This window comes from Longimicrobium terrae (genome assembly GCF_014202995.1).
Classification (GTDB): Bacteria; Gemmatimonadota; Gemmatimonadetes; order Longimicrobiales; family Longimicrobiaceae; genus Longimicrobium; species Longimicrobium terrae.
Genome location: NZ_JACHIA010000005.1, coordinates 155,447 through 168,451, shown reverse-complemented (window position 1 = coordinate 168,451; position 13,005 = coordinate 155,447). Strand labels below are relative to the sequence as shown.

At 70.1% G+C, this 13,005-nt stretch carries 12 protein-coding genes; 8 read left to right on the top strand and 4 right to left on the bottom strand.

Annotated features, from left to right (window positions below):
- Window positions 1–7: 7 nt before the first annotated feature.
- The 3 genes from HNQ61_RS10880 to HNQ61_RS10870 are packed head-to-tail and all read left to right on the top strand — an operon-like array spanning window position 8 to window position 1,602.
- On the top strand, window positions 8–262 hold the full coding sequence (locus HNQ61_RS10880) for a DUF433 domain-containing protein (RefSeq protein ID WP_205761441.1): 255 nt from the start codon (window positions 8–10) through the stop codon (window positions 260–262).
- Window positions 263–622, top strand: a complete 360-nt coding sequence (locus tag HNQ61_RS10875) for a DUF5615 family PIN-like protein (RefSeq protein WP_170034435.1) — start codon at window positions 263–265, stop codon at window positions 620–622.
- The gene (locus HNQ61_RS10870; protein WP_338088122.1) at window positions 619–1,602 is read left to right on the top strand and encodes a polysaccharide deacetylase family protein; all 984 of its coding nucleotides are present in this window, start codon (window positions 619–621) and stop codon (window positions 1,600–1,602) included. The genes HNQ61_RS10875 and HNQ61_RS10870 overlap by 4 nt, the downstream gene beginning before the upstream one ends.
- Before the next feature lie 195 nt (window positions 1,603–1,797).
- On the opposite strand, the gene HNQ61_RS10865 is transcribed toward HNQ61_RS10870, so the two are convergent.
- Window positions 1,798–2,307, bottom strand: a complete 510-nt coding sequence (locus HNQ61_RS10865; RefSeq protein ID WP_170034433.1) for a hypothetical protein — start codon at window positions 2,305–2,307, stop codon at window positions 1,798–1,800.
- 221 nt (window positions 2,308–2,528) lie between these two features.
- Between HNQ61_RS10865 and HNQ61_RS10860 the strand changes: the two genes are divergently transcribed.
- The 4 genes from HNQ61_RS10860 (at window position 2,529) to HNQ61_RS10845 (ending at window position 7,109) form a co-directional block, all read left to right on the top strand.
- Window positions 2,529–2,987, top strand: a complete 459-nt coding sequence (locus tag HNQ61_RS10860; protein WP_183685640.1) for a VTT domain-containing protein — start codon at window positions 2,529–2,531, stop codon at window positions 2,985–2,987.
- A complete protein-coding gene (locus HNQ61_RS10855) occupies window positions 2,972–4,354 on the top strand; it encodes a cobyrinic acid a,c-diamide synthase CobB (protein WP_205761437.1) in 1,383 nt (460 codons plus the stop codon). Before HNQ61_RS10860 ends, HNQ61_RS10855 begins: the two co-directional genes overlap by 16 nt.
- Before the next feature lie 131 nt (window positions 4,355–4,485).
- Window positions 4,486–6,129 carry an N-acetylmuramoyl-L-alanine amidase gene (locus HNQ61_RS10850; RefSeq protein ID WP_170034430.1) on the top strand — a complete coding sequence of 548 codons (1,644 nt, stop codon included), beginning with the start codon at window positions 4,486–4,488 and terminating at the stop codon, window positions 6,127–6,129.
- A complete protein-coding gene (locus HNQ61_RS10845; RefSeq protein ID WP_170034429.1) occupies window positions 6,129–7,109 on the top strand; it encodes an NAD(P)H-quinone oxidoreductase in 981 nt (326 codons plus the stop codon). The genes HNQ61_RS10850 and HNQ61_RS10845 overlap by 1 nt, the downstream gene beginning before the upstream one ends.
- A 604-nt stretch (window positions 7,110–7,713) precedes the next feature.
- Here HNQ61_RS10845 and HNQ61_RS10840 read toward each other — a convergent pair.
- The 3 genes from HNQ61_RS10840 to HNQ61_RS10830 all read right to left on the bottom strand — a co-directional run bounded on the left by HNQ61_RS10840 (window position 7,714) and on the right by HNQ61_RS10830 (window position 10,359).
- On the bottom strand, window positions 7,714–8,973 hold the full coding sequence (locus HNQ61_RS10840; RefSeq protein WP_205761435.1) for a DUF445 domain-containing protein: 1,260 nt from the start codon (window positions 8,971–8,973) through the stop codon (window positions 7,714–7,716).
- 88 nt (window positions 8,974–9,061) lie between these two features.
- Complete coding sequence (locus tag HNQ61_RS10835) at window positions 9,062–10,063, bottom strand: DUF1835 domain-containing protein (protein WP_170034427.1); 1,002 nt, start codon at window positions 10,061–10,063, stop codon at window positions 9,062–9,064.
- 32 nt (window positions 10,064–10,095) lie between these two features.
- On the bottom strand, window positions 10,096–10,359 hold the full coding sequence (locus HNQ61_RS10830; RefSeq protein WP_170034426.1) for a GlsB/YeaQ/YmgE family stress response membrane protein: 264 nt from the start codon (window positions 10,357–10,359) through the stop codon (window positions 10,096–10,098).
- 799 nt (window positions 10,360–11,158) lie between these two features.
- On the opposite strand from HNQ61_RS10830, the gene HNQ61_RS10825 reads away from it, so the two are divergent.
- Window positions 11,159–12,751 (top strand): alkaline phosphatase family protein, encoded by a 1,593-nt coding sequence (locus tag HNQ61_RS10825; RefSeq protein WP_170034425.1) that lies wholly within the window; start codon window positions 11,159–11,161, stop codon window positions 12,749–12,751.
- The last annotated feature ends 254 nt before the right edge of the window (window positions 12,752–13,005 follow it).

Below are 13,005 nucleotides of genomic sequence, written 5' to 3'. Positions count from 1 at the left end.
GGTCGTCATGGAAAGCAAGATTGACTGGCGCGAGCATATCCACTCGGATCCCGCAATCCTGTCTGGCCGGCCGGTTGTTCGCGGGACGAGGCTGGCTGTTGAATTCCTGCTCGGGCTTTTTGCGGACGGGCTGACGCAGGCGCAGGTGCTGGAGGGGTATCCGCATCTGAAGCCGGAGGACCTTCGCGCCGTGTTCGCGTTCGCTCAGGACAACATGAGCGAAGAGTCGTACTTCTCTGCCTCGCTGGCCGCGGCAGACTGAATGCGCTTTCTGGCGGATGAGAATGTCTCGGCGCTGAGCGTAACTCTGCTGAGAGCCGCGAACCTCGACATCGAGTCGGTTGCGGAACTCGCGCCGGGGAGTGCGGACACCGATGTCCTTGCGCTCGCACGGGCCACGGGCCGGGTTCTCATCACTCAAGACCGAGACTTCGGGGAACTGATCTACTATCGAGGAGCGCCTGCGCCCCGCGCCGTGATCTACATTCGACGCGGACCGGCCGACCTCACCGCCGTTGGACACGCGGTCGCGGCTTTGGTGAACTCGACCGAGCTGGAGATCACCGGCTACTTCACCGTGGTCTACGAAGATCGCATCCGACAACGGCGTCTGCCCTCATGAACATGCGCGTTGCAACCATCAGCCTTGCGGCGACCTTCCTGGCCGCGTCAATCGCTTCGGCGCAGGGGCCCGCAGCTGCCCGAAGCCCAGCCGCTCCCACCACTGAGCGGCAGATGGTCATCACTTTTGACGATCTGCCGGCCGTGGCGCAGGTGAACGACGGGGTGCTGGCCACGCACGAGCGCATCACCACACGGCTGATTGCCACGATCACCGAAAACCGCATTCCGGTGATCGGGTTCGTCAACGAGGCCAAGCTGGTGACGGATGGGGCGCCGGATCCGCAGAGGATCGCCTTTCTGCGCCAGTGGACGGATGCCGGGCTGGAACTGGGCAACCACGGCTACGCGCACCTGGACATGCACACCACGTCCCTGGACGCGTACCTGGCCGACATCACGCGCGGGGATTCCGTGACGCGCGCGCTGACGCGGGATTCCGGACAGCGGCCCCGCTACTTTCGCCACCCGTTTCTGCACACGGGACGCTCGCTGGATGACCGCCGCCGGGTGGAGGCGCTGCTGACGGAGCGCGGCTATCGCGTGGCGCCGGTCACCATCGACGACCAGGACTGGCTTTTTGCCGCCGCGTACGACTACGCGCCGGATTCCGCCACGCGCGTGCGTCTGGCGGACGAGTACGTGCGCTACATGGAAGCGATTACCGCGTACTACGAGCAGCAGTCCACCGCGCTGTTCGGCCGCGAGATCCCGCAGGTGCTGCTGGTGCACGCCAACAATCTGAACGCCGACCACTTCGGGCGTGTGGCCGAGATGCTGCGCCGCCGCGGCTACCGGTTCGTGCCCATGGCGCAGGCACTGGACGACCCCGTGTACGCGTCGGCCGACACGTTCACCGGCGCGGGCGGAATCAGCTGGATTCACCGCTGGGCGATTACACAGGGAGAGCGCGGCGACTTCTTTGCCGGCGAGCCCCCGATCGCGCCCTGGGTGATGACGCTCTCCCGCCAGCAGCCCTGATCCTCGCGTCGATATCAGTATCGCTACGCAGGACACCTGCGGATTGGTGACGCCGATCAGCGGCATCTATCCGAGCCACCACGTGGCAGATCGACGGGGGCATCGGCGGACCCGTCAGGCACGATGGCGCGGAGAACGAGCGAGGGGCCCCGGGGCAGCAAGCTCCGGGGCCCCTCGTCATCCATCCAGATCCCGTCACCGGCGGAACAGGTACGTGCCGGGGCTGCCGAACAGCGGTTCGCGCGTCTGCAACGTAAGCTCTCCGTTTACCAGCGTACCGCCGGGCGCGATCTCCGCGTCGCCGCCCGCGGTCTGGGTGAGGCCGATCTGCCCGTTCAGGAACAGGTACGTACCGGATGCGGTCACCGTGCGCGTGTCCGGCGCGAATCCTCCATTCACCTCGGTGATGCGGTAGGTGGCGGAGTAGGAAAAGGTGCCGCCGGTTTCCGTGAGGGCGATGGAGCCCGACAGCAGCTCGTAACGGATGCTGAACGCCGTGCCGTTCACCGTCAGCGGCCCCTGGTACAGCAGCAGCGGAACCGGCTTCGTGGTCGTGGCGCCGCTCTCCGTGACCTGGATGCTGGCCAGCGCGTACGTGCCCGCGATGTCGCGCCGCTTGGGGGCCGTAAAACCGTCGTCGCAGGCCGCGAGCAGCGGCAGGGCGAGCAGAACCGCGATGCGGGCGGAACGGAGGAAACGGATCACGGCGGACTCCCGTACGGTGGATGCGGCCCGCGGCGGCGGCCACGGGGTGCGAACAACGGCGCGCGCTCCGCGCCCCGGCCGGGGGAATGCAATTCCCAGCCCGCGCCCGGCGGCGAAGCCATCCGTTTCCGCGCGGCGCCGTCCTTGCGCGGCAGGGTGCACGGGCCGTGACGCCGCGTTACGTTTCCGTCCCTGTCGGCACGCCCCTGCACCGGATTGTGATGTCTTTTCTGCTTGCCTGTCTCGCCACGTTCGGCGTCGCGTTCGCCAGCGCGGTCATTCCCGTCATCCCCATTGAAATCTATCTGATCGGCGCGGCGGCACTGGCGCCGAAGCCTTTTGCCCTTTCGCTGGCGCTGGCCGCCGCGCTGGGGCAGATGGTGGGAAAGATCCTCGTCTACTACGCGGGAACCGGCGCCGTAAAGCTTCCCGGCAAGCACCTGCAGAACGCGCTTACCCGCGCCAACGAGTACATCGCCACCAAGCCCCGTTCGGGGGGGATGGTGATGTTCATCAGCGCGTTCGTCGGCTTTCCGCCCTTTGTGCTGATGACGCTGGTGGCGGGAGCCGCGCGGATGAACCTGTGGCTCTTTCTGGCCATCGGCCTGGTGGGCCGTTTTTTCCGCTTCGCCGTCTGCGTGCTGGTACCGCACCTGGTGCGCCCATGGCTGCACGGCTGATGACGGGAAAGGCTAGGGAAGACGCACCGCGGCTTGTGATCGCCGCCGCGGGGACCGGGCAGGGGAAAACGACCGTCGCCGCCGCGATCATGGCCCTGCTCACCGAGCGGGGCTTTTGCGTCGCGCCGTTCAAGGCCGGGCCGGACTACATCGATCCCGCCCACCACCGCGCGGCGGCGGGGCGGCCGGGGCGCAGCCTGGATGCGTGGCTGCTGCCGCCAGACACGCTGCGTGCCCTTTTCCGCCGCGCGACGGCGGGGCGGAACGCGGCGGACGTGGCGGTCATCGAGGGGATGATGGGGCTGTTCGACGGGCGCGGCGCGGACGACGAAGGATCCACCGCGCACGTCGCCCGTCTTCTGCGCGCGCCGGTGATCGCCGTCATCGACGTGTGGACGATGGGGCGGACGGCGGCGGCGGTGGCGCACGGGCTGAACACCCTCGCCCCGGACCTGCCGCTCGCGGGAGTGATTCTGAACCGCTGCGCCGGCGCGGGGCATTTTGCGCTCTGCCGCGACGCCGTCGTGCAGGCCGGCGTCCCCGTGCTCGGCTGGCTGCCGGCGGACGACGCCATCCGCCTGCCCGAGCGGCACCTGGGGCTGACCACCGCGGCCGAGCGGCCGATGGACATCGCGCGGCTGCGCGACCTCGCCAGCCCCACGATCGACGTGGACGCCATTCTCCAGATCGCGCGGTCCGCGGGCGCGCTCCCGCGGTTCGACGATCCGCTCCCGCCACCGGTGGCGCAGACACGTGCGCGGATCGCGGTCGCGCGGGACGTGGCGTTCGACTTCTACTACGAAGACAACCTCGACCTGCTGCGCGAGGCGGGCGCGGAACTGGTCCCCTTCTCTCCGCTGGCGGACGACTCCCTTCCTGACGCGGATGCGCTGTACCTGGGCGGCGGTTATCCGGAACTGCATGCCGCGGCGCTGGCGGCAAACGCGCCGATGCTGGACGCGATCCGCGCCTTTGCCGCGTCCGGGCGCCCCGTCTACGCCGAGTGCGGCGGGCTGATGTACCTGGCGGAGTGGCTGGTGGACGCGGACGGTGCGCGGCACGCGATGGCGGGCGTCATCCCCGGCACCTCGGCGATGGGCGGGCTGACGATCGGCTATCGCGAGGCGCGTGCGCTGGCGGATTCTCCCGTGGCGCAATCCGGATGGATGGTGCGCGGGCACGAGTTCCATCATTCCACGCTGGCCGCCCCGTCCATCCGCCCCGCGTACCGGCTGGACAACGGCGCGGTGGATGGATTCGTCTCCATCGACGGAAACATTCTCGCCTCGTATCTGCACCTGCACTTTGGCGCGGACCCGCGGATGGCGGCTCGCTTCGTAGAGCGCGCGGTGGCGGCCCGGGGATGATCGGCATCCACGAAAAACGCGCGCGGGTGCGGCCGATCGGCGGAGTTGCCCGCACCTTGCAGTAGGCCCCGGCGAACGAAGCCGCGCGGGCGGTCCATCCCCGCGCTTCACCACCGGTTCCCGAAGCTCTGATGCATCGCATCGCAGCGCCCCTGGCGCTTTCCGCCGTCCTGGCCGCTGGCTGCTCGCCGTCCGGTCCGGCAACCAGCCCCGAGCCGCGCCCCGCGCCCACGGGCACGACGACGACCCCGTCTGCCGTCGCGCACGTGGACTACCAGCCGGTGAGCCCCGAGCTTCCCGCCATTCCCGCGGTGAACGGCGCGCTCGCCATCCGCGTCATCGAGCCCAGCGGCGGCGGCGCGCAGCCCCGGTCGGACAGCATCATCCTGTACGGCTCCGTCGGCAATGGCCGGGCGGGGCTGGAGATCAACGGCACCCCCGTTCCCGTGGCGCCCAACGGCGCGTTCATCGCCTACCTGCCGCGCCCGGCGGACCGCACGTGGCGGCTGCGGGCAGGGCTGGGCAGCGAAGTGGTGACCCGGGAGATCGCCTACGTGACACCGTCCACCGCCACGCGCGTCACGCCGTCCACCGGCGCGTCGCAAAACGCGGTATACGCCACCGCGCGCGCGGCCACCGTCACGCGGGGCGGCGACACGCTGGCCACCGGCTCCGACGCCATCTACGCGCGGCCGACGCCCACCGGCACGTACCGCTGGTTCTTTCCCCGCGGCACCCGGCTGAGCGTGGTGGAGCGGCGCGGCAGCCAGTACCGCGTGCGGCTGGACGCGTCCACCGAGGCATGGGTGGACGCCGACAATCTGGCCATCGCCGACACCACGGCGGCGGCTCCCGCGGGCGGCACCATCGGCGCGGCGCGGCTGGTGCGCGCGGCGGACGGCGTGGACCTGCGCATCGCCGCGGGCGGGCGGCCGTTCCTGGTGGAGCACACGGACAGCGCGGTGCGCGTGACCGTCTATGGCGCCTCGGGTACGGCCGCGCCCCGCAGCGAAGCCGCACCCGACGCGTGGCTGCGCGGCGTGGCGCAGGCGTCGGCGTCGGGTGGATCGCCGCAGTACATGGTGATGACGTCCACGCCGGCGTGGGGCTACAAGGCGTGGTACGAGGGGGATGGAACGCTCGTGGTGCGCGTCCGCCGCCCGCCGGCCATCGACGCGGCCAACCCGCTGCGCGGCCGGCGGATCGTCATCGACCCGGGCCACCCGCCGGCAGGGGCCACGGGGCCGACCGGGATGTACGAGGGCGACGCCAACCTCGCCATCGCGCTGCCGCTGGCGGAAAAGCTGCGGGCGCGCGGCGCGGAAGTCATCATGACGCGCACGACCCGTGAGGCGATGGTGAGCAACACCAGCGCGTCGCAGGAGCTGGGCGCCCGCGTGTCGCTGGCCGTCAACCGCAACGCGGAGCTGCTGGTTTCCGTGCACAACAACGCGTTCGGCGAGGGACAGAACCCATTCCGCGGGCAGGGGACCAGCGTCTACTGGTTCCATCCCTTTTCCGCCTCGCTGGCGCGCGCGCTCAACCGCGAAATCGTGGGTGTGACGCGAATCCGCGACATCGGCGCGCAGCAGAGCAACCTGGCGCTCGCCCGGCCCACGTGGATGCCGACGGCGCTGACGGAATCGCTCTTCATGCCCATTCCGGAGCAGGAAGCGGCGCTGCGCGACCCGGCCTTTCTGGACCGCTTGGCGGATGCGCACGTGCGCGGCATCGAGGCGTTCTTTCGCGAGCGCGCGGCCGGGGGAGGCCGCTGATGAAGGCGCTGGTCATCACCAAACCGGGCGGGCCGGAGGTGCTGGAACTGCTGGACCGCCCCGTTCCGCAGCCCGGCCCCGGCGAAATCCGCGTGCGCGTGCACGCCTCGGCGCTCAACCGCGCGGACCTGCTGCAGCGGCGGGGCTCCTACCCCGCCCCGCCGGGCGCGCCGGCGGACATTCCGGGGCTTGAGTACGCGGGCGAGGTGGACGCGGTGGGCGAGGGCGCCGGTTTGTGGGCTGTCGGGAACCGTGTGATGGGGATCGTGGGCGGCGGCGGGCACGCGGAGTACGTGGTGGTGCACGAGCGCGAGGGCATCCGCATTCCGCAGAACCTGTCGTGGGAAGAGGCCGCGGCGATCCCGGAGGCGTTCCTGACCTCGTACGACGCGCTCTTCCGGCAGCTGGACCTGACCGTGGGCGAGCGGCTGCTGGTGCTGGCCGTGGGCAGCGGCGTGGGGACGGCGGCGGTGCAGCTGGCCGGGGCCGCGGGCGCGACGGTGATCGGCACGTCGCGGTCGGCTTCCAAGCTGAAGCGCGCCAAGGAGCTGGGGATGGAGATCGGCATCGACACCACGCGCGAGGACCTGGCGGAGACGGTGAATCAGTCCACGTACGGCAGCGGCGTGCACGCGGTAATGGACCTGGTGGGCGGGCCGCTGCTGGAGGCTAGCCTGCGCGTGGTGGCGCTGCGCGGCCGCGTGTGCGTGGTGGGGACGACGGGGGGAAGCAAGGTGGAAGTGGATCTGGGGCTGCTGCTGCGGCGCCGCATTCACCTGTTCGGCACGGTGCTGCGCAGCCGGCCGCTGGAGGAGAAGATCGCGCTGGCGCGCGAGTTTTCCGGCGCGGTGCTGCCGCTGATCAGCTCCGGACGCATCCGTCCGGTGGTGGACAGCACCTTTCCGTTCTCGCAGGTGCGCAAGGCGCACGAGCGAATGGAAGGGAACGACAGTTTCGGGAAGATCGTGCTGACGTGGTAAGGGCGGGAAGTGCGTTAGTGCTGGGTGCGTTAGTGCGTTAGTGCGGGGTGGTGGATGATGCGGATCAGCACGCCGGCATCCTCGCCGCGGATGGTCGGGAGCGGGTGAATCCGCCGCTCTGATAATGAGAAGCCCCGAACGACGCCTGTGGGCGTTGTTCGGGGCTTCTACTGCATTGGCGGCGGATTCGGCGCGTCAGGCGGAGTTGGCTCGGCGGAAAGTAGATCCTTCGTCGGCGCCAAGCGGCGGTGCGGCGGCGGTTTCAGCCGGCGCCTCCTCAGGATGACATGATGTGGCGCCGCAAAGAGATACGCACCCCGCACCATGTCATCCTGAGGGAGCGTGCGCCGCGCTCTCCGCCAAGCCGAACTGTGCGCGACCGAAGGATCTGGCCTGCGACAAGCGAACTTCGCGACCCGCGCCGAACCCTTCCGCCGCAGTCCGCGAAGGCGGACTTCGCACTATTCCAGCGGCGAATTTATTCGCTCCTGGATGGCGGACTTTCCGAACAGCGCCTTCCTGGAGGAAACCGCCCCCACAATCCGCGAAGGCGGACTTTGCCCGTTGTTGCCGCGACTTCAGTCGCCCCGGGCGAGGCTTCCCGTCATCCCCCGAAGAACTGGCTGACGGTATAGATGAACAGGCCCACCAATCCGCCCACCAGCGTTCCGTTGATGCGGATGTACTGCAGGTCGCGGCCGATCTGAAGCTCGATCTTGCGCGTCGTATCCTCCGGGTCCCACGCGGCCACCGTCGTCTCGATCAGGTCCGCCACCTCGCCGCGGTACTGCTCCACCACGTACAGCAGCGCCTGCTCCGCCCATCCGTTCACCTTGTCCAGCAGTTCCTGGTCCTCCGCCAGCGACGAGCCCAGGCGCGTGGCGGCGTTGCCCACGCGGCGGCGGAACTCGGATTCCGGGTTCGCGCCGTGGCGCAGAACGGAAGCCTTCATGTCTGCCCACAGCGAGGCGCTGTACCCGCGCACCGCCGGATGCTGCAGGATCTCCTCCTTGAGCTCCTCGCCGCGCGCAATCATCTGCGGCGAGCTCTTGAGCCGCTCCACGAACTCGTTTACGGCGTCGTTGAAGCGGTGGCGCAGCGGATGGTCCGGATCGGCCGCCACCTGCACCAGCGTGTTTTCGATCCCGTTGGCGATCTTGCGGTAGATCTGGTCGTCCACCGCGGACGGCATCCACCAGGGCGTTTCCTTGGCGATGCGGTCGCGCAGCGCGTCGCGGTTTTCCTCGAACAGCCGGTCAAACAGGCGGATGGCGGAATCCAGCAGCTCCTGGTGCCGGTTTTCCGCCGTCACCAGGCTCAGCACGTTGCCCATCAGCGGCGCCACCTGCGTCTTGCGCACGCGGCTGTTCAGGCTTTCGGTGATGATCTCCTGCACCTCCTCATCCCGCAGCACCTGCACCACGCCCGTCACCGCCGCGGAGGCGTGGCGCCCCACCGTGTCGCCGTGCGCGGGATCGGCCAGCCACTGCGCCAGCTTTCCCGCGATGTTGGCGCTGCGCAGCTTGGCGGTAATGACCGGCGCCGCGAGGAAGTTGTTCTGCACGAACCCCCCCAGGCTGCGGCCGATGCGCTCCTTGCGGGTGGGGATGATGGCCGTGTGCGGGATGGGGATTCCCATCGGATGGCGGAACAGCGCCGTGACGGCGAACCAGTCCGCCACCGCGCCCACCATGGCGGCTTCGGCGGTGGCGCGGATGTACCCCAGCCACGGATACCGCGACTCGTAGATCCGCGCCACGATGAAGATGAGCGTCGCCACGGCCAGCAGGCCGGTGGCGAGGCGCTTCATGTGATCCAGCTGCTGCCGCTTGAGTTCTTCGTCAGGAAGCGGGGGCAGGCTCAACCGGCCATTGTCCATCCGAGTTCGGTTTTCTGGGATTGCGTGTACCCTGTGCTCCTCCCCGGTGGAGGATGTGTGCCACGCGGCTGAACTACGCGCTTGCGGCGGATGCGGATTCGCCCGTCCGCCCTGTGCCGGCTTCGATCTGGCCGGTGTCGTCGTTCCACCGCCATCCGCTCTCGCCGGCGCGCAGGTGCACGCCGCCGAGCCAACGGTCCGTCCGCGGCGCCCACGCGGCCCGTCCCTCCAGTACAGCGCGGCCGTTGTCGGTAAGGGTGAGCCGATGGTCCGCCACGCTCGCGATCGTCACGCCGGGCGCGAGCGCGCGGACGGGTGCGCCGTCATCCCACGTGACCAGCGGATCTGGGTCGGCGCCCAGGTCCGCCAGCACGCCCAGGAACGACGAATCGCCCAGAAATATCGCGCTCTCCCGCGCCTGATTCGCCGCGAACGCCTCGGCGAACGAGCCCGGGCCATCCGCCAGGCTCCGCAGCGCCTGCCGCTCCGTGCGCGACAGGCCGTCCGTCGTCCAGGGAAACTGCTGCAGATGCCGGCGCAGCGCGGACCCGAGGTGCTGGAGCGCGGAGGTGTCCGTTTCCAGCAGCGACTGGATGCCACGCGGATCGGGGGCGCGGAATGCCTCCCACGCGGCGCGGGCGAGCGCCGTCTGCGCGGGCGTGACGGGCGCGCGCAGGTGAAACAGCGCGCGAAGCTGCTCCGGCGCGGACGGCCCCAGGTACTGCGCGGGGTTGATGAGCGTAAGCCGGACGGGGAGGCGCGCCGCCTCGTCCAGCACCTGGACCAGTTGCAGCTGATCGTACAGGTCGTGCTCGAACCAGAGCACGACCTCATCCTCATCGCGCGCGGCGGCCAGCGCGTCGTCCCGCTCGCGGAACGAGCGCTCCGCATCCTCCGGCGACGCCCATCCGCGCGAGGCGATGAACTCCGCGCGGATGCGGCTCAGTTCCGCCAGCGGCAGGCCGGCGGGAACGGGGCCGTCGTGCAGCACGTCGCGCCACGGAAGGACCGGTCCGGGCGCACCCGCCGCCCGGATCGCGTCCGCCGCGTGGTCACCGTTGGTGACGTGAAGCATGGGATGATGCTCCGCGGACGCTGCGGCGCGGGCTACAGCCTGCGCCCGCCGCGCCGGCTGCGGTGGATGACGTGCAGCAGGACCAGCAGTACCACCGCGCCGATGAAGGCGGTGAAGATGGTGCCGGCCAAGCCGCTGAACGGCGTGGTGACGCCCAGCTGGCGGAACAGCCATCCGCCGACGAACGCGCCCACGATCCCCACCACGATGTCGCCGATCAGGCCGACGCCGCCCACCACCAGCCCGGCGAGCACGCCCGCCACGAGTCCAACGATGATCCAGGTCAGCAGGTCCACGGAATCCTCCAGAGTGTGTGTAGAGACAACGGGATCACGGGGGAGCAATCGTCGTACCGGGGGCGACGGTGGCGGGAGATGTGGCCCCGGAGCGGCCCCCACCCGGGCTCGTACTACTCGCCCACCCTCCCCCAAAAAAGACTGGGGGAGGGTTGAGGCAGGGCGGAGAGGTCGGTGCGTGACGAGGAGTATCGTTCTGCGCGAAGTCTGTTGAGCGAATGAATCCGCCGCTCAAACAGCGGGAACCCCCGACTCGCGGCCGCTGTCGCGTCCACGATCGGGGCTTCAACTGCGTTGGGGCTGACAAGCGGGTTCGAATGCAGACCGCGGCGGCCGGTTTCGTGTCCTCCAGGCGCGAATTTACACAGAGCGGCAGCCCGGGAACGCACGCCGAACCCACCTCCGCACCGAACGGCTCCCCCTCCCCCGCTTGCGGGGCGAGGGGGAGGGGGGAGCCCGCCGCCGCGCCAAACCATTCGGGATGCACGATCCTGGTGTGTGCTCCCTCTCCCACATCTGTTCGTGGGAGAGGGTCGTCGTGCGCAGCACGCGGGGTGAGGGCCACAGCCGGCGGCCACGCCGAATCCAGTCGTGCGCCGAAAGCCTATCCCACGTGCGTTTGCACCAGGGATATTTCCTGTCGCCGGTCACAACATCGTCCCGTTTCCGCCACGGACGGCCGCACGGGCAGGGCGCTTGCGGCGGCGGCGCGCGCACGCCGGGCGCCCGGGTAGCGCAGGCATTTGGGGGTGAATACCTTGCGTGCATCCAGCCCAACCCGCACACGCAGGAACGCAGCATGATTTCAAGATTGACCGCGGCCGCGGCACTGGCCACGGCCCTGGCATTCCCCGCCGCCGCGCAGACGGCGCAGGCCGCGCGGCCCTCGCTGGTCGTCTTCATCACCGTGGACCAGCTTCGGCCGGACTACTTTGCCCGGTACGAACGCCAGCTCACCGGCGGCTTGGCGCGGCTGCACCGGAACGGCGCGTTCTACGCCAACGGCATGCAGGACCACGCCATCACCGAAACCGCGCCCGGCCACGCCAGCACGCTCAGCGGGCGCTTTCCCGCCAGCACCGGCATCGTGGCCAACGCGTACGGCGTGGGCGACGCCCAGACGCCGCTGCTGAGCGGGACCATGCTGGGCGCGTCGCCCTTCCGCTTTCGCGGGAGCACGCTGATCGACTGGATGCGCATCGCCAATCCCGCCAGCCGCGCGCTTTCCATCTCCCGCAAGGACCGCGGCGCCATCCTCCCCCTGGGGCGCGCCAAGCAGTCCGTGTTCTGGTACGACTACCGCGGCTCGTTCACCACCAGCACCTACTACGGCGACACGCTTCCCGCCTGGGTGCGGGCGTTCAACGCGCGCCGCATCGTGCAGGGGATGGCGGGACGCGATTGGGCACCGCTGCTCCCCGTGCGCGAGTATCCGGAGCCGGACACCGTCGCCGCCGAAAGCCGCTCCCCCATCGAGCGCGGCCGCCACGAGCCCGCGTTTCCGCACCGCGTGCCGGCGGACCCCGATTCGGCGGCCAAGTACTTCACCGAGTTTCCGTTCATGGACCAGCTGACCGCGGACGCCGCCATCACCGGCCTGCGCGCGATGCAGCTGGGGCGCGGCGGGCAGCCGGACCTGCTGGCCGTCTCCTTTTCCACCACGGACGCGGTGGGCCACCGCTACGGCCCGGACTCGCGCGAAATCCACGACCAGGTGCTGCGGCTGGACCGCACGCTGGGCGCCTTCATCGATTCCGTGTACGCGCAGGTGGATTCGTCACGCGTCATCTTTGCGCTCACGGCGGACCACGGCGTGGCGTCGTTTCCGGAGGTCGCGGTGCCGGCGCGGGCCGCCGAGTACCACGTGAGCCTGGATACGATCGTCACCGCGATGCGCGCGGAACTGGGCTCCGGGGTCAATCCCGCTGCGTTCGAGTCGGATGACGGGATTCTGTTCGTGCGGCCGGAACTGCTGCCGCGCGGGGTGAACCCGGATTCGCTGGCGGACGCGTTCGGGCGGCGCGCGCGGCGGGTGCGCGGGGTGCGGCGCGTGGACCGGATCGCGGACCTGTGGAGGCTCGCCCCGGCCGCGCTGGAGCGGGATGAGATCGCGCGCCGGTGGGTGCACATGATCCCCCGCGACCAGCCGATTCCCGTGGTGGTGACGCTGGAGCCGGGTCGCGTGTGGGGGCCGGGAACGTACGCGCAGCACGGCGCGCCGCACGCGTACGACGTGCACGTGCCCATCATCTTTTACGGCCCCGCCTTTCGCCCCGGCCGCCACGACGACGAGATCCGCGTGGTGGACATCGCGCCGACGCTGGCCGCGATCCTGGGCGTGCGCCCCACGGAGGCGCTGGACGGGCGCGTGGTGACCAGCGCGCTGCGGTAGAAGGAAGGACCCTCACCCCGCGTGCTGCGCACGACGACCCTCTCCCACGAACGGATGTGGGAGAGGGAGCACACACCAGGATCGTGCGTTCCGGATGGTTCGGCGTGGCGGCGGGCACCCCCCTCCCCCCAGCCCCCTCGCCCCGCAAGCGGGGGAGGGGGAGCCGTTCGGTGCGGAGGCGGGTTCGGCGTGCGTTCCTGGGCTGCCGCTCGGCGTGGCAATCGCGCCTGCGGACCCGAAATCGGCCGCCGCGG